We start from the raw sequence: 16,474 nt of genomic DNA on the forward strand, positions 1-16,474 counted from the left end.
ACGGACGAGCCGAACGATTGATGGAGCATCGGACCAGCCGAAAACCGGAGTCCGCTTTCCGGTACGGTGCTCTTGAGCGTTGATGCAGTCAGGCGGAATCACCTGACGTCCGCATAAACGCGGAAAAACAAATAGATAGACCCGTTCAACGTTTCTGTGAAAGGGTGAAGGGTCTATAGCATTTTGCAGTCAGGTGGAATCACCTGACGTCCGCAGAAATGCAAAAAACAAATTGATAGAGCGTCCTTGTGCGTCCAAATGGACGCACGGCGCTCTAGCAGAAACGGAGTGGGCCTGTTGAGCGTCGGAACCATCAGCATCGAGAGAGCCCGGGAACTCGTCGGCCAGGAGGTCGGCCTTTCGGACTGGCGCGTCGTGTCGCAGGAGATGATCGACCAGTTCGCGGCGGCGACCGACGATCATCAGTTCATCCATACCGACCCAGAAAGGGCTGCTCGCGAAACTCCCTATGGCGGCACCATCGCCCACGGATTTCTCTCGCTGTCGCTGCTGTCGACCATGGTGTTCGAAGCAGTGCCCCTGCTCGACACCGCCGGCATGGGCGTCAATTTCGGCTTCGAGCGCATCCGCTTTCTGGCTCCGGTGCGCAGCGGCGCGCGCATCCGCGCCCGCTTCGTGCTGGCGAACCTGAACGAGCGGCCATCCGGCATCGTCGAGATCAATTACGACGTCACCGTCGAGATCGAGAATTCGCTGAAGCCGGCCCTGACCGCCCATTGGCTGACACTGGCCATGCCGGACCGTTCTCGCGACGGCTGAGCCGTCCCGTCTCCCTGCCGGTGCGAACGAAAGGCGACCCGGCCCGACCGGAAGACGCTCACACGATGCCGCAGGCGCGCACGAGCTTGAGCAGCCTCGGCAGCGATGGCTGCGTGTTCATGGCACACCACGTCTCGCGCAGTTCCCCGCCATAGCTTTCCTTGTGCCTGGCGAGCGATTGCGTCGGGTAGACGAAGCGCTGCGCCAGCGGGTTGGTGTAGATGAAGCGGAAAGCGCGCCGCGTCAGCCAGTCCTTCTCGAATTCCTGGTCCTCGATGCGGTGAAACGGCATCAGGCCGAAATAGAGCCGCGCCACCCCTTCCGCCTGAAAGGTCTCGATGGCCCGGCGCACCAGGAAATACGCGGCAAGGGGATCCGCCTCCGGCAGCCAGCGGCGGGTCGCCGACAGATAGCCGATCAGCCTGCCGTTTTCATAGAGCGGGTCGAAGAAGGCGAAGGCGATGGGCTGCCCGGCCGCATCGAGGATGAAGAACTTGCGCACGGCAGGCTCGTCGCGGAGCTGGATCGGGCGCACGAGGAAGGAAAGTTCGCGTCGTTTTGTGGTGCGGGTGCGCCGCCAGCCGAGCGAGATCGCTTCGACGCGCCGGGGGTCCAGTTCCGCGAGCGGCAGTTCCGCGACCGTGTGCCCGCTGCGCTCGAAGCGGTTGACCGCTGTCCGGAAGCTGCGCCGGGTCGGTCCCGAAAAATCATAGCCGGACAGGTCGATGAAGTTCTCGACGCCGAGCGCGTTGACCCGGAACCCCTTGGTGGAAAGCAGCTCGGCCATCGGCCGCGAAACCTGCCAGAAGGTGACGTCCCGCTTCTCACCGACAAAGGCGTCGATCAGCGCTGGCCAGTGGACCTGCGGCGCCAGCGGATCGGCCAGCACATAGGCTGTCCTGCCGACCATCCGATAGGCCAGAAACCCGCGTTCGTCCCCGAAATGGCGCAGCCCGGGCTGGTGCGCCACCGAATAGGCGAGCACGAACGCGCCATGGTTTTCAAGCAGCGCATGGCGCACGGATTCTGGGAGACCGCGACTGTCGCTGAAAGGCATATCGGCTGGCACGCGCGCTAGATGGTTCACCGGAAACGACTCACACTCTGCCCCCCCCGGCGCGCCAAGGGATCGCATGGTCTGGGGACACTGGCAAGAACGGATTTGACAATTAAAAAACAAAAAGGTTATTTAATTATAACTGGAGATTCCGACCATGCTGCCGACCCTCACCCCCTCCGAGCTCCTGCCGGCCGATGCGCCGGAAACGGCGGATCAGCGCGCGCTTCTCGCCCTCAAGACGAAGGGCGCGATGACCGCACAGCGCCTCGCCCATCTCCTCGGAATTTCCGCTGTGGCCGTGCGAAAGCAGCTCGCAAGGCTGGAAAGGGCCGGGCTGGTCCGCTTTCAGGAAGAGGTGCGGGGTCCCGGACGCCCGGAGCGCGTCTGGCGGCTCTCGGCGGAGGGGCATGCCCGCTTTCCCGACAGGCACGCGACGCTGACGCTCGACCTGATCTCCTCGATCCGCCGCATCTTCGGCGAAGAAGGGCTCGACCGCCTGATCAGCCAGCGCGAGCAGACCATGGAAGAGACCTATCGTGATGCCCTGGAAAGCGAAGCCAGCCTCGAGGCGCGCGTTTCGCGTCTTGCCGGTCTTCGCGCCCGCGAAGGCTATATGGCGGAGATCGAGAAACTGGAGGACGGCGCCTTCATGCTGATCGAGAACCACTGCCCGATCTGCGCCGCCGCCAGCGTCTGCCAGGGGTTCTGCCGCTCCGAGCTGGACGTGTTCCGGACGGTTCTCGGGCCGCAGACGCGCGTCACACGAACGGATCATATCCTGGCCGGCGCCCGGCGCTGCGCCTATCGCATTGAAACGACAACGCCGGCCTGAGCGCAGCGCGCACCACGGCAGGATCATCGAGGCTACCATGACTGACCATCACTCCGAGGCTTCGCTCGGCAATGCCGGCTGGGCGGCAATCATCAGGACCGGGCAACTGGGACAGTTTTCCCTGCTGTGCCTCGGCATCTGGTTGCATGCGGCCGACACGATGCTGGTCGCCACCGCCATGCCGGCGGCCGTGGCCGAGATCGGCGGCGACCGGCTGGTGAGCTGGACGCTGTCGCTCTATCTGCTGGGTTCGATCCTGTCGGGCGCGGCGGCCGCACTGACGGCCTCCGCCCTCGGCCTGCGGCGCGCCTTCGTGCTCGCCGCCCTCACCTATTCGTCCGGCTGCGTGGTCAGCGCGCTGGCGCCCGACATGATCGTGATGCTGATCGGGCGGTTTGCCCAGGGCGTCGGCGGCGGCATGCTGGTGGCCCTGACCTATGTCGCGATCCAGCGGCTGTTCCCGAAGGACATGTGGCCCCGCCTGATCGCCCTGATGTCCGCCATCTGGGGCGCCTCCGCCTTCTGCGGCCCGCTGATCGGCGGCTTCTTCGCCGATCTCGGCCTGTGGCGCTGGGGTTTCTGGATGTTCGCCGCGCAGGCTCTTCTGCTGGCAGTCCTGGTCCCCGCGTTCATGCGGCCGAGCAAGGGAGAAGCGGCTCCCGCCCAGCGCTTCCCTGTCGTTCGCCTGACGCTGCTGTCGCTGGCGGTCCTGTCCGTCGCCACCGCCGGCATCTACGTGACGCCGGCCGTCTCGCTGCCGCTGGTCGCGGCGGGCGGCCTGTTCTTCTATCTCTTCCTGCGCCGCGACGGCAGCCGCGGGAGCGAGAGGATGTTCCCCACCCGCGCCTTCGACATCCGCACGCCGATCGGCGCCGGCTTCATCGCCAATCTGTCGCTCGGCACGGCGGCCATGTCTTTCACCGTCTACGGTCCCTTCCTGCTCAATCGCATCCACGGCATCTCCGCGCTCGAAGCCGGTTACATCATTGCGGCGGAATCCGTTGCATGGAGCACCACGGCGATCGCCTTTGCCGGCGTCGGCGCGGTGGGCGAGAAGGTGGTGATGCGCACCGGCGCCCTGATGATCGTGCTGGCCATCGCCATGCTTGGCCCGATCATGGCCGAAGGGCCGATCTGGGCGATCCTTGCCATGTCCATAGCGCAGGGAGCGGGATTCGGCCTGCTGTGGGGCTTCCTGATCCGCCGCGTGGTGGCGATGGCGCCCGAGCAGGAGCGCGACAGCGCTTCCGCCGCAATGCCCACCACCCAGCAGATCGCCTTCGCGCTGGGAGCGGCGCTGGCCGGCATCGTCGCCAACATGGCCGGCTTTGCCGACAGCGGAAACCACACGGCCATGCAGAACGTCGCCTGGTGGGTGTTCGTCTCCTTCGTGCCGGTGGCGGCGCTCGGCGCGGCCGCAGCCTGGCGCGTGGCCGGCCCGATGCCCGCGGCGGCGAACGAGGGACAGCCACTTGCAGGGCAAGGCGCGCCCTGACGGACGCTTGCCTGATTCGGAATTACCGCTGCGGCGTCTTCGCGCCCTTGGGACCCTTGCGGCCCGGAGCACCCGCATGGGTCGACGCGGTGACCGAGACAGGGTCGCTGGCGGGAAAGGTCGCCTCCAGCCCCTCTTCCAGCGCATCGTCCTCCTCGACCCCGGCCTTCGCGGAAGGCTTCGGGGATTTCTTTGCGGCGAACTCGTCCGGCGCGCCGGTCCGCGTCGTGCGCGTGATCGACACCGGGTCGCTGGCCGGAAACGTCTCCTCGAGCCCCTCGTTCAGGGCCTCGTCCTCGGCCTCTCGGCGTTTCTCGTCCGAGCGCCGTCCGCTGTTGTTCGGTTTTGAGCTTTTCGATTTCGAGCCGGGCTGCATGTCAAAAATTCCTTTCCTGCAGAACGCGCTCGCCCACCACAGGTTCCGAACCTCATACGTCGCGCGCGGCTGCCTCCATCAGCAGGAGAACATAGTCGCTGAAGGAGCGCCAGCACTCGACGCGAAACGCATCCTCACCGGTGCGCCACAAGACGATCTCGGCCTTGCCGAACATCGTCCGCGAGGCGGCGCCGACGGGAAAGGCGTGAAGCGACAGGTCCTGCGGACAGCCGGCGCTCAGGACATCCGCGGCGCGTGGCCCGGAGACCAGCATCGCCGTGTTGCGATGCGATACATCGACCGCCGCATGAAACGCCGGGACGCCCGCGCATGCCGCCACCAGGTTCGCGCCTGCCTGGTCGATCACCAGCCACTCGTCGGGGCCGAGCCAGAGAGCCGCCCGCGCCCCCTTTGAGCTGGTGGTTTTCGGCGTCCGGGGCAGGTCGAGGCCGAGCGCCGCCGACAGGTCTTCGCAGGCCTCGGCCGACGCGCGCAGCACGAGCCGCGTTGCCGGTTCCGCCGGCAGGACGCGCAGTTCCTCGCCGTCGAACCCACGGCCCTCCAGCGGCGCGATGCGCCGGGTCTCCTCACCCATTGGCCCGTTCTCCCTTTTCATCGAAGAAGACCGTCGAGGTGACCTCGACTGCAATCGCCCCGCCGGGCATCGGCACATGCAGCGTCTCGCCCATGCGGTCATGGCCGCCGGCGACGAGCGCCAGCGCGATTGAACGGCCGCAATTCTCCGACCAGTAGGACGACGTCACATGACCGAGCATCGTCATCGGCACGGGTTGGTTCGGATCGGCGACGATCTGCGCCCCCTCGTCGAGCACGACGTCCGGATCCTTGGTCTTCAGCCCGACAAGCTGCTTGCGCCCGGGCGCAACGAGATCGGCCCGCCGCAGGCCGCGCATGCCGACGAAATCCGCCTTGTTCCTGCCGATGGCCCAGCCGAGGCCGGCATCGTGCGGCGTCACCGTCCCGTCCGTTTCCTGGCCGACGATGATGAACCCCTTCTCGGCGCGCAGCACATGCATGGCTTCCGTGCCATAGGCACAGGCATCATGCTTGCGGCCTTCGGCCCAGACCGCTTCCCAAACCGCGCGGCCGAAATCCGCCGGCACGTTGATCTCGAAGCCGCGCTCGCCGGTGAACGACATGCGGAACAGCCGCGTCGGCACGCCGCAGATGCTGCCTTCGCGGACCGACATATGCGGCATGGCCTCGTCGGAGAGGTCGATCCGCTCCACGAGGGGAGCGATGATGTCCCGGCTGCGCGGCCCCTGGACCGCGATCACCGCCCATTGCTCCGATGTCGAGGTGAGGAAGACCCGCAGATCCGGGAACTCGGTCTGCAGGTAGTCCTCCATGTGGTTCAGCACGCGCGGCGCACCGCCGGTGGTTGTGGTCACATGGAACCGGTCCTCCGCAAGTCGCCCGACGACGCCGTCGTCGTAGATGAAGCCGTCCTCGCGCAGCATGACGCCATAGCGGCAGCGTCCGACGCCGAGCTTGGTCCATGGATTGGTATACATCAGTTCCATGAAGCGCGCGGCATCCGGCCCCACCACTTCGATCTTGCCGAGGGTCGAGGCATCGAAAATGCCGGCGCTCGCCCGCACCGTTCGGCATTCGCGCGCCACCGCCGCATGCAGCTCCTCGCCGTTGCGCGGAAAGTACCAGGCCCGCTTCCACTGGCCGACATCCTCGAACTCCGCGCCGTTCTCCTCCGCCCAGGAATGGATCGGCGTGCGCCGCACGGGTTCGAACAGGGCCCCGCGGCTGTGTCCTGCCAGCGCGCCGAAGGTCACCGGCGTGTAGGGCGCCCGGAAGGTCGTCAGCCCCACCTCGGGGATCGGCTTGCCAAGCATTGCCGCGGCAATCGCCAAACCATGCATGTTCGAGGTCTTGCCCTGGTCTGTCGCCATACCGGTGGTGGTGAACCGCTTGACGTGCTCGATGGAGCGCATGCCCTCGCGCACCGCCTGGCGGATGTCCTTCGCGGTGACGTCGTTCTGGAAATCGACGAAAGCCTTGGCGCCCGTGCCGTTATCGGCGGGGCCGAGCATTCCGCCCGTCCAGCTTTCGCCACGCGCCTCTCTCACCGCTACTGTCCTGCCGCCCGTCGCTCCGCCGGCCCTGGCACCCGCTTCCAGCCCCTGCTCCACCGTCTCGGCGAGGCCGCTCGCCCCGGCGCAGGCACCTGCACAGGCAACATCCTGCGCGTTGCTGCCCGGCAGGAAGCGCTGCGTCTCCGCCTCGAAGACGAGCTTGCCGCGCGATTGCGAAAAGAGATGGACCGCAGGGGTCCAGCCGGCCGATGTCAGCAGCGCATCGCAGGCGATGTCGCGGGCAGCGCCGCCGGCGACGGGGCTGACCCGGATCGAGGACACCCGCAGCCGCCCCGTGGTCCCTGTCACCGCATGGGCCGGCAGGCAGGCGACGCCGAGCCGCTTCGCCTCCTCCACATGCGGCCCGGCGACGTCGGCCCGCGCATCGACGATGGCCGCTACGCCGACGCCCGCCCTGTGAAGGTCGAGCGCCGCGAGCCACGCGCCGTCATCGGCCGCATAGACCGCGATATTGCGGCCGACCGCGACGCCAAAATGATTGAGATAGGTGCGCGCGGCTGAAGCCAGCATGATCCCCGGCCGGTCATTGCCCGGAAAGACCATGTGCCGCTCGATGGCTCCGGTGGCAAGCACGGCGCGCTTCGCCCGCACCTGCCACAGCCGCTCGCGCGGCCGCGCCGGATCGGGCGCTGCAAGATGATCGGTCAGCCGCTCGACCAGCCCGACCATGTTCTGCGCGTAATAGCCGAAGCCGGTGGTGCGGGTCAGGAGGCGCACATTGTCCCGCGCCGCGAGATCGGCGGTCACCGTCTGCGCCCAGTCCCAGCCGGCCTGCCCGTCGATGACGGCCCCGGTCTCGTAGCGCAACGCGCCACCCGTCTGCGCCTGTTCGTCGGCAAGGATCACCTGCGCCCCGGTTTCGGCGGCGGCGAGCGCTGCCGCGAGGCCCGCCGCGCCCCCGCCGATGACCAGCACGTCGCAATGCGCGAACCGGTTGGCATAGAGGTCCGGATCGGGCCGGTCCGGCGCCACGCCAAGCCCCGCCGCCCGGCGGATGAAGGGTTCGTAAAGCCGCTCCCAGGCGGCCTTCGGCCACATGAAGGTCTTGTAGTAGAAGCCCGCCGAGAAGAATGGTGAGGCGACATCGTTCAGCGCCCCGACATCGAAGGCGAGCGACGGCCATCGGTTCTGCGAGACGGCTTCGAGCCCCTCATACACTTCCTGCACGGTCGCCCGGACATTCGGCGTGCGCCGCGCCGCGTCGCGATGGATGCCGACCAGCGCGTTCGGCTCCTCCGCCCCCGCCGAGACGATGCCGCGCGGGCGGTGATACTTGAACGAGCGGCCGACGAGATGGATGCCGTTGGCGATGAGCGCGGAAGCCAGCGTATCGCCGGAGAGACCCATGAGGATTCTGCCGTCGAAGCTGAAACGGACGGGATCGGCATGGCCGAGCCGCCCGGCGGTCGCGATGCGGAAGGGCTGGGTCATCGGGTGCCCTCCCATTGCTGCGAGTGTTCACCCCCCTCTGCCCTGCCGGGCATCTCCCCCTCAAGGGGGGAGATCGGCAGTTGCATGTGATGGTGCTTACGCTGGTTGCGTTGTGCATGAGGTCGATGAAGAGACAATCTCCCCCCTTGAGGGGGAGATGGCCGGCAGGCCAGAGGGGGGTGAACGGCCCGCACCATCACGCACCCTCCCCGTCCAGCGCAGGCTTCGGATCACCCGCCCGGTAGGTCGCAAGAAACCGGTCGGACACCGTGTCGCGCGCGGCGTTGAAGAAGCGGGCGCAGCCATGGATGTGCCGCCACCGTTCGAACACGATGCCCTTCGGATTCGAACGAATGAAGAAGAACCGCTCGAAATCGGCATCCGAGAGCGCCGCCATGTCAGTCGGCCGGGCGATATGCGCCTCGCCGGCATGGCGGAACTCCAACTCCGGCCGTTCTTCCTGGCAATAGGGGCAATGAATGAGAAGCATGGAACCCTCGGAAAGCTAGTGCGCGACAGCGGCGGCCGCCGCCTCGTCGATCAGCCGCCCGCCGCGGAACCGCTCCAGCGTGAACGGCGCGTTGATCCTGTGCGGCTCGTCGCGGGCGATGGTGTGGGCGAAGACATGCGCAGAACTCGGCGTCGCCTTGAAGCCGCCCGTCCCCCAGCCGCAATTGACATACAGCCCCTTCACCGGCGTCTTCGCCAGGATCGGCGAGCGGTCGGGCGTCACGTCGACGATGCCGCCCCAGCTGCGCAGCATCTTCATGCGGGTGAACATCGGAAACATCTCGACGATCGCGTCGAGCGTGTGCTGGATGATGTGCAGGCCGCCGGTCTGCGAATAGGACGTGTACTGGTCGGTTCCCGCCCCGATGACCAGCTCTCCCTTATCGGACTGCGAGATATAGGCGTGCACAGTGTTTGACATGACGACGCAGGGAAACACCGGCTTCACCGGTTCCGACACCAGCGCCTGCAGAGGATAGGATTCGAGCGGCACCTGCACCCCGGCCATCTGCATCAGCACCGATGAATGGCCGGCCGCGACGACGCCGACCTTCGCCGCGCCGATCGTCCCGCGCGTCGTCTCCACGCCCGTCACCGCCCCGTCCGGGCCCCGGTTGATGCCGGTCACCTCGCAGTTCTGGATGATGTCGACACCACGCGCCGAGGCAGCCCTTGCATAGCCCCAGGCGACCGCGTCGTGCCTGGCCGTGCCGCCCCGCCGCTGCAGGGCGGCGCCCATCACCGGATAGCGCGCGTTCCGCGAAATGTTGAGCGGCGGGCAGTAGGCCTTCGCCTCCTCTGGCGTCAGCCATTCATTGTCGACGCCGTTCAGTCGGTTGGCGTGGATGTGCCGCTTGAAGACCTGCACGTCGTGGACGTTGTGGGCGAGCATCATCACGCCGCGCGGCGAGTACATGACGTTGTAGTTCAGATCCTGGCTGAGACCGTCCCAGAGACGCACCGCGTGATCGTAGATGCCGGCGCTCTCGTCATAGAGATAGTTGGAGCGGATGATCGTCGTGTTGCGGCCGGTATTGCCGCCGCCGAGCCAGCCTTTCTCGAGCACAGCGACATTGGTGATGCCGTGCTCCTTGGCGAGGTAATAGGCGGTGCCCAGCCCGTGCCCGCCAGCGCCCACGATGATCACATCGTAGCGCTTCTTCGGCTCCGGCGAGGCCCATTGCTCCGGCCAGCCCCGGTGGCCGCGCATGGCCTCGCGGGCAATGGCAAAGACGGAATATCTGCGCATGGGCCTCCCCGCATCAGGCATCGCGCCGCAGGCGGCGCTTCGGTCCTCAGGGTAGCAGTAGCGAAATCCGTTGCAACGCCGTGCGCTGATTGCGACGGGCCTTGCCGTTTTGCGCCATGCGGACGGCGAAACGGCGGTGTCCGCTATCGGGTGGCTGGCCACCCGGGGCTTTGGCATGGTCCGCACGCCCAGGTTCAGCGGGCCTTCCCAGGAAACAGGACAGGAATAGTCGTGATGTTCTCACTGACCAACAAGGTAGCAATTGTCACCGGCGCCAGCGCCGGCATCGGCCGGGCGACGGCGAAGCTGTTCGCCGCCCACGGCGCCAGGATCATCGTCACCGCGCGCGGGCAGGCGGGGCTCGATTCGCTTGTCGCCGAGATCACCGATGAAGACGGTGAAGCCATCGCGCTCGCCGGCGACGTGCGCGATGCCGCGCACAACAAGGCGCTGGTGGACCTGGCGGAGGCCCGGTTCGGCGGCCTCGACATCGCCTTCAACAACGCCGGCGCGGTCGGGCTGATGGCGCCGCTCGACGCGTTGGAGAAACAGGACTGGGACCTCGTCATGGAAACCAATCTCGGTTCCGCTTTCCTGGCCGCCAAGCATCAGATCCCAGCCATGCGCCGGCGCGGTCAGGGTTCCCTGATCTTCACCTCCAGCTTCGTCGGATACCAGACCGCGGGAATGCCCGGCATGACGGCCTACGCGGCGGCCAAGGCCGGACTTGTCGGTCTGACAAAGGCATTGGCCGCCGATCTAGGCCCGGAGGGTATTCGCGTCAATGCGCTTCTGCCGGGCGGCACCGACACGCAGATGGCGACGTTCGAGACGGACGAGCAGCGCAGGTTCGTCGAAGGTCTTCATGCCTTGAAACGCATCGCAAGGCCCGAGGAGATCGCCCAGGCGGCACTCTATCTCGCTTCCGAGGCATCGAGCTTCACCACCGGCACGGCGCTGCTCGCCGATGGCGGTGTTTCCATCAACAAGATGTAGAGCGTCTTGCAGTCGGGTGGAATCATCTGACGTCCGCATAAACGCGGAAAAACAATGACCTAGACCCTCATGGATGCTGGCGAAACCGTCCCGCCAGCATCCAGCCATGGATCATGAACAGAAGCGCGATGTAAAACTCGCGCACCTCCGACAGCTCGTAGCCGTCCACCATGGCGCTGCCGCGGAACAGGAACACCAACTTCGTTCCCGCGTAGACGAGAGCCAGCGCGATCGCCGCATTGCGCAATTCCCGCGAGGCCAGGCGGCAGACGATGTCCACGCCGATCATCAGGCTCAGAAAGAACCAGACCTGGTAGGGAACGATGTTCCAGGACTCATACATCAGGGAGGCGATGGGCAGCGCCAGGAGCGCGAAAACGCGCGGCGGCACATAGAGCGCCACCTGGCCGGCGATACCGCCGGTGCCGCGCGGCCAGCACCACGGCAGCACGACGAAGCACAGGATGGCGCTGGTGTAGTAGATGGCCTCGAACTGGTAGGTGTAGAAATTGTGGATGTTGGTCTCGTTCTGGATATTGTCCCTGAACAGATCGGGCGTCGCCCATCCGAGCCAGTGCTGCCCCCACGACATTTCCTCCATCAGGATCAGGAAGACGACCGCCGCCATGCCTGCCAGCACCCAGGAGGGCGAGAGGAGCCCGAGCAGCCGCGGTGCGTTGGACGACAACGCCCGCCGGGCTGCCAGCAGAAGGAGCGCGATCGCCGCGAGCAGGAGAAACTCCGTGGCGATGCCGAGCGGCTGCATCTCGCGCACATAGTCGTTCAGCGAGGTCGGGACGAAATGAACGGCAGCAGCGACGGCGAGCAGGAAGATGAGGGCCGAGCCGATGGCGCCCAGCCCGGCACCGCGCGCGATCGCCTCGTCTTCAGCCGGGCCGCGCGAGAACGGCTTCAGCGCTGCGAAGAACAGTAGCGCGGCGACGAACGACACGACGATGCGCGCTCGGCCGAAAGGCGTGAAGTCCGGGTCTTCCTTGCGCAGCAGGCCGTAGCCATGGACGAGTTCGCCATAGAGCGCGGACGCCGCGATCAGCAGCGCGCCGCCGATGCCGAACCCGATGCTCGGCAGGCAGGTCTTCCAGGTCAACGCAATCTTTCCGTGCTCGTCAGCCGCCATGATACACCCCAAATAGCAGGACAAACGATCTAATGACGCTTTCTTTTCTCCGCGTTAACGGCGGCGCTCGAACGCGGCGATAGCGACATTTTCATGAAAACACTCGACACGGCGCGGAGGCTCTGCTATGAGCCGCCGCTATTCGTGGCAAAATTCTGCCGCGGATGCCTTTGCCCGTGGGCAATTGGAAAGAACAATTCGGCGTTTAGAAAAGCAACCTTCTGACAGGAAACCCAGGTGCAGGTACTCGTCCGCGACAACAATGTTGACCAGGCGCTTCGCGCTCTGAAGAAGAAAATGCAGCGCGAAGGCATTTTTCGCGAGATGAAGATGCGCGGGCACTACGAAAAGCCCTCCGAGAAGCGTGCCCGCGAGAAGGCTGAGGCCGTCCGCCGCGCCCGCAAGCTGGCGCGCAAGCGCGCCCAGCGCGAAGGACTGGTCGGCGGCGGTCGCGTCGCCGCGGCGCGTCCCTGACAGCGCCCATCTTTCGACGATTTCTACATGTATCCAGCGCGGTGCGATCGACTGATCGTACCGCGTTTTGTGTATCCGGGATTTGGGTCGGGAACCGCAATGGCTTGGTTTGGCGGGAAGGTTATGGCATTAGGAACGATGACTTCTAACCTGACGACGCCTTCCATGAAGCTGCGCCGCGGCCTTGCCGGCTTCGCGCTTCTGGCCCTCGCCCCTCTCGCCGCCTGCCAGTCGAGCAATCCCGCCACGGATCTCAGCCGCATCGACACGGCGCAGGGTTCGGCGGAGAACATCAGCTCCCTGAGCTCCGTCATCGACCGCACCCCGAACGAGCCCGAGGCCTACAATATGCGCGGCGCCGCCTATGGACGCGCCGGGCGCTACAATGAGGCGCTGAAGGATTTCGACAAGGCCATCGCACTCAATCCCCGCTCGCACAACGCCTATGCCAACCGCGCGCTGATCCACCGCTATCTGGGCCAGAACGACCGCGCCATGGCCGACTACAATCAGGCGATCTCGCTGAACCCCAACTACGACACCGCCTATATCGGCCGCGCGGAGATCTACCGTCTCGCCGGTCGCAGCACCGAGGCGCTCGCCGATCTCGAGCGCGCGATCGGTCTCGACACAACGGACCCGCGGGCCTTCTACCGGCGCGGCCTGCTCTACCAGGCGAGCGGTCAGCATCCCTACGCCATCGAGGATTTCGCCGCCTCCATCTCCCTCGCTCCGGACGCGCCCTACGGGTACAATGGGCGCGGCCTGTCCTATCTCGCGCAGGGCGACGACGAGAACGCCTTCTCGGACTTCAACACGGCCATCCGGCTCGACGACAAGATCGCCGAGAGCTGGGCCAACCAGGCGCTGGTCTATGAAAAGCGCGGCGAGAACGCCAAGGCATTCAAGTCCTATACGCGCGCCTTGCAGCTCGACCCCGACTACGCGCCGGCGCGCGATGGTCTGAGCCGCACCAGCAGCTAGATCATTGACTGAGCGTCGGAGTAACCGAAAACCGGATTCCGCTTTTCGGCCGATGCTCGAAAATCGTTAATTTTCAAAAACTTCAAAGGATCGTTTGGGCACTGGAGCGCCGGCGCCTTGCGCGCGTGCGGCGAAAAATCCGGAACCTTGCCGGGGCTTGCGGGTTGTGAGCCGGAACCAAGCAAGGAGTTCAGTGATGAAGAAAGCAATCATTCTCGCCACGGTCCTGGCCGCTTCGACGGCAGCGCCCGCTCTCGCGCAGGAGCGCGTCGAACTTGGCGTCCTCGATTGCGTCATCGAGGGTGGTGCCGGCGTGGTCGTCGCGTCCTCGAAGGAACTGGCATGCACCTTCACTCCGGCCGACGAGGCGCGGCCGGCCGAAAACTATTTCGGCGTGGTCAACAAGTTCGGCCTTGATGTCGGCGTGACCGACCCCGCCGTACTGCAGTGGGTGGTACTGGCTCCGACCGTCGATGCCTATGCTCCCGGGGCTCTGGCCGGCGATTTCATCGGAGCGAGTGCCGAGATTTCCGCCGGCTTCGGCGCGGGCGCGAACATTCTGGTCAGCAAGGAGAGCGACAGCCTGATGCTCCAGCCGGTCAGCCTGCAGGGGCAGACGGGGATCAACGTCGCGCTCGGCGTCACCGAGTTCCAGATCAGGTCGTCGGCCGAGTAGTTTCGTTTCAGGGTTCCCTGCCCGAACAGGAAAGCCCGGCGTCTCCGCCGGGCTTTTTGGTTTCGAGGCTTTGGCGTTCAGTGTTCCATTGCCTTGACGATGTCGTCGGTCATCTTCTTTGCGTCGCCGAGGAGCATCATGGTTCCGTCCTTGTAGAACAGCGTGTTGTCGATGCCGGCATAGCCGGAGCCGAGCGAGCGCTTGACGAACAGGCAGGTGCGGGCCTTGTCGACCTCGAGGATCGGCATGCCGTAGATGGGCGAGGCCTTGTCGTCGCGCGCCGCCGGATTGGTGACGTCGTTGGCGCCGATCACATAGGCGACATCCGCCTGGGCGAACTCGGAGTTGATGTCCTCCAGCTCGAACACCTCGTCATAGGGCACCTGCGCCTCGGCCAGCAGCACGTTCATGTGGCCCGGCATGCGGCCCGCCACCGGGTGGATCGCGTACTTCACCTCGACGCCCGCCTCCTTCAGCTTGTCGGCCAGCTCGCGCACCGCATGCTGCGCCTGCGCCACCGCCATGCCGTAGCCCGGCACGATGATCACCTTCTGCGCATTGGCCATCAGATAGGCCGCATCGTCGGCCGATCCCTGCTTGACCGTCCGCTCGATGCCGTCGTCGCTGGCCGCCGCCGTCTCGCCGCCGAAGCCGCCGAGGATCACCGAGATGAACGAGCGGTTCATCCCCTTGCACATGATGTAGCTGAGGATCGCGCCCGACGAGCCGACCAGCGCGCCGGTGATGATCAGCGCCAGATTGCCCAGCGTGAAGCCGATGCCGGCCGCCGCCCACCCCGAATAGGAGTTCAGCATCGACACCACCACCGGCATGTCCGCGCCGCCGATCGGCACGATGATCAGAACGCCCAGCACCAGCGACGCCGCGACGATCATCCAGAACACCGTCGTCGACTGCGTCGTCACCAGCAGCACGATCAGCACCACCAGCGCGATCGCCAGCCCCGCATTGACGATGTGGCGCATCGGCAGCAGGATCGGCTTGCCGGACATGCGCCCGTCGAGCTTCAGGAAGGCGATGATCGAGCCGGTGAAGGTGATCGCGCCGATGGCGACGCCGAGCGACATCTCCACCAGCGCCTGCGCGTGGATCGCGCCGACCGTGCCGATGCCAAAACTCTCCGGCGCATACATCGCCGCCGCCGCCACCATCACCGCGGCAAGGCCGACCAGGCTGTGGAAGGCGGCCACCAGCTGCGGCATCGCCGTCATGGCGATGCGCCTGGCAATCACCGCGCCGATGCCGCCGCCGAGGGCGATGCCGGCGACGATCAGCACGAAGCCGTTGAACGACGGCGTCGCATAGACCAGCGTCGTGACGATGGCGATGGCCATGCCCGCCATGCCGTACAGATTGCCCTTGCGGCTGGTCGTCGGATGCGACAGGCCGCGCAGCGCCATGATGAACAGGACGCCGGAGACCAGGTACAGGAAGGATGCGAGATTGGCGCTCAAGTCACTTGTCCTTCTTCTTGTACATGGCCAGCATCCGGCTGGTCACCAGGAAGCCGCCGAAGATGTTGACCGAGGCCAGCACCAGGGCGACGAAGCCGAAGCCGGTGGCAAGCCCGGAGGCCGAGATGCCCACTGCCAGAAGCGCGCCGACCACGATCACCGAGGAGATCGCGTTGGTCACCGACATCAGCGGCGTGTGCAGCGCCGGCGTCACCGACCAGACCACGTAGTAGCCGACGAAGATCGCCAGCACGAAGATCGCCAGGCGGAACACGAACGGGTCGATCGCCCCGCCCGAGGCGCCATGCGCCAGCGCGCCGGCCGCATCGGCCACCTCCGCCGCCTGCAGGTTCTCCATCGCCGCGCGCACGCTGGCAACCGCGCCGTCGAGCTGGTCGAGCGCCCGTTCGAGTGCTGTTGGTTCCATCAGGCTTCTCCCCCCGATCTGGCTGCCGCGGGCGTCTTCGCCGGGCTCTTCGCCCCGGCCGCCCCGGTAGCGGGTTTCTTCGGTGCGGGCTTCTTGGCTGCAGGCTTCTTCACCGCAGGCTTCTTCGCCGGCGCCTTCTTCGGCGCAGCGGCCGTTCCGGCAGCGCCCTTGCCCGCATCCGCGAAGGCCGGATGCACGATCCTGCCGTCATGCGTCAGCATGGTCGCCTTCACCAGCTCGTCATTCATGTCGATGGCGAGCGTCTTCTTCTCCTTGTCGACCATGGTCTCCAGGAAGGCGAACAGGTTCTTCGCATAGAGCAGCGACGCCGACGCCGCCACCCGGCCCGGCACGTTGAGATGGCCGAGGATTTTTACGTCGTTCTTCGTCGTCACCACCTTGCCGGCGACCGCGCCCTCGACATTGCCGCCGCGCTCGA

Annotated in this window: 16 protein-coding genes and 1 pseudogene; 7 read left to right on the plus strand and 10 right to left on the minus strand. The window is 66.0% G+C overall.

From position 1 onward, the window contains the following. Positions 1 to 297: 297 nt before the first annotated feature. Positions 298 to 780, plus strand: a complete 483-nt coding sequence (locus NA2_RS16845; protein ID WP_040678315.1) for a MaoC family dehydratase — start codon at positions 298 to 300, stop codon at positions 778 to 780. Between the two features lie 58 nt (positions 781 to 838). Here the strand turns inward: NA2_RS16845 and NA2_RS16850 are convergent, their stop codons facing one another. Then, positions 839 to 1,801 carry a DUF2156 domain-containing protein gene (locus NA2_RS16850; RefSeq protein ID WP_008598246.1) on the minus strand — a complete coding sequence of 321 codons (963 nt, stop codon included), beginning with the start codon at positions 1,799 to 1,801 and terminating at the stop codon, positions 839 to 841. Positions 1,802 to 1,994: 193 nt separating this feature from the next. Here NA2_RS16850 and NA2_RS16855 point away from each other — a divergent pair, with 193 nt between their 5' ends. Both NA2_RS16855 and NA2_RS16860 read left to right on the plus strand, forming a co-directional pair. Continuing rightward, the gene (locus tag NA2_RS16855) at positions 1,995 to 2,672 is read left to right on the plus strand and encodes a helix-turn-helix transcriptional regulator (protein WP_008598247.1); all 678 of its coding nucleotides are present in this window, start codon (positions 1,995 to 1,997) and stop codon (positions 2,670 to 2,672) included. Positions 2,673 to 2,709: 37 nt separating this feature from the next. Beyond that, entirely contained in the window at positions 2,710 to 4,167 is a 1,458-nt protein-coding gene (locus NA2_RS16860) for an MFS transporter (protein WP_008598248.1), read from the plus strand. A 22-nt stretch (positions 4,168 to 4,189) separates the two neighbouring features. Here the strand turns inward: NA2_RS16860 and NA2_RS16865 are convergent, their stop codons facing one another. The 5 genes from NA2_RS16865 to NA2_RS16885 form a co-directional block, all read right to left on the minus strand. Next, positions 4,190 to 4,543: a hypothetical protein gene (locus NA2_RS16865; protein ID WP_008598249.1), complete on the minus strand. Its 354-nt coding sequence runs from the start codon at positions 4,541 to 4,543 to the stop codon at positions 4,190 to 4,192. A gap of 52 nt (positions 4,544 to 4,595) precedes the next feature. Next, positions 4,596 to 5,138 carry a sarcosine oxidase subunit gamma gene (locus tag NA2_RS16870; RefSeq protein ID WP_008598250.1) on the minus strand — a complete coding sequence of 181 codons (543 nt, stop codon included), beginning with the start codon at positions 5,136 to 5,138 and terminating at the stop codon, positions 4,596 to 4,598. Next, positions 5,131 to 8,106: a sarcosine oxidase subunit alpha gene (locus NA2_RS16875; protein ID WP_008598251.1), complete on the minus strand. Its 2,976-nt coding sequence runs from the start codon at positions 8,104 to 8,106 to the stop codon at positions 5,131 to 5,133. The genes NA2_RS16870 and NA2_RS16875 overlap by 8 nt, the downstream gene beginning before the upstream one ends. A gap of 196 nt (positions 8,107 to 8,302) precedes the next feature. Then, complete coding sequence (locus tag NA2_RS16880) at positions 8,303 to 8,596, minus strand: sarcosine oxidase subunit delta (protein WP_008598252.1); 294 nt, start codon at positions 8,594 to 8,596, stop codon at positions 8,303 to 8,305. 15 nt (positions 8,597 to 8,611) lie between these two features. Continuing rightward, positions 8,612 to 9,865, minus strand: a complete 1,254-nt coding sequence (locus NA2_RS16885) for a sarcosine oxidase subunit beta (RefSeq protein WP_008598253.1) — start codon at positions 9,863 to 9,865, stop codon at positions 8,612 to 8,614. Between the two features lie 234 nt (positions 9,866 to 10,099). On the opposite strand from NA2_RS16885, the gene NA2_RS16890 reads away from it, so the two are divergent. After that, entirely contained in the window at positions 10,100 to 10,861 is a 762-nt protein-coding gene (locus NA2_RS16890) for an SDR family oxidoreductase (RefSeq protein WP_008598254.1), read from the plus strand. 67 nt (positions 10,862 to 10,928) lie between these two features. Here NA2_RS16890 and NA2_RS16895 read toward each other — a convergent pair whose 3' ends face one another. Next, on the minus strand, positions 10,929 to 11,969 hold the full coding sequence (locus NA2_RS16895) for a hypothetical protein (protein WP_008598255.1): 1,041 nt from the start codon (positions 11,967 to 11,969) through the stop codon (positions 10,929 to 10,931). Positions 11,970 to 12,236: 267 nt separating this feature from the next. Between NA2_RS16895 and rpsU the strand changes: the two genes are divergently transcribed. The 3 genes from rpsU to NA2_RS16910 all read left to right on the plus strand — a co-directional run bounded on the left by rpsU (position 12,237) and on the right by NA2_RS16910 (position 14,133). Continuing rightward, positions 12,237 to 12,473 carry a 30S ribosomal protein S21 gene (gene rpsU / locus NA2_RS16900; protein ID WP_008598256.1) on the plus strand — a complete coding sequence of 79 codons (237 nt, stop codon included), beginning with the start codon at positions 12,237 to 12,239 and terminating at the stop codon, positions 12,471 to 12,473. A gap of 165 nt (positions 12,474 to 12,638) precedes the next feature. After that, on the plus strand, positions 12,639 to 13,457 hold the full coding sequence (locus NA2_RS16905) for a tetratricopeptide repeat protein (RefSeq protein WP_008598257.1): 819 nt from the start codon (positions 12,639 to 12,641) through the stop codon (positions 13,455 to 13,457). Between the two features lie 196 nt (positions 13,458 to 13,653). Beyond that, positions 13,654 to 14,133 (plus strand): DUF992 domain-containing protein, encoded by a 480-nt coding sequence (locus NA2_RS16910; RefSeq protein WP_008598258.1) that lies wholly within the window; start codon positions 13,654 to 13,656, stop codon positions 14,131 to 14,133. 77 nt (positions 14,134 to 14,210) lie between these two features. Here NA2_RS16910 and NA2_RS16915 read toward each other — a convergent pair whose 3' ends face one another. The 3 genes and pseudogenes from NA2_RS16915 to NA2_RS16925 all read right to left on the minus strand — a co-directional run. Then, on the minus strand, positions 14,211 to 15,608 hold the full coding sequence (locus NA2_RS16915; RefSeq protein ID WP_008598259.1) for an NAD(P)(+) transhydrogenase (Re/Si-specific) subunit beta: 1,398 nt from the start codon (positions 15,606 to 15,608) through the stop codon (positions 14,211 to 14,213). Position 15,609: 1 nt separating this feature from the next. Next, entirely contained in the window at positions 15,610 to 16,035 is a 426-nt protein-coding gene (locus tag NA2_RS16920; protein ID WP_008598260.1) for an NAD(P) transhydrogenase subunit alpha part 2, read from the minus strand. Continuing rightward, positions 16,035 to 16,474, minus strand: a pseudogene (locus tag NA2_RS16925) (Re/Si-specific NAD(P)(+) transhydrogenase subunit alpha); the annotation flags it as partial. The pseudogene NA2_RS16925 and the gene NA2_RS16920, both read right to left, overlap by 1 nt.

The organism is Nitratireductor pacificus pht-3B, from assembly GCF_000300335.1.
Taxonomy (GTDB): domain Bacteria; phylum Pseudomonadota; class Alphaproteobacteria; order Rhizobiales; family Rhizobiaceae; genus Nitratireductor; species Nitratireductor pacificus.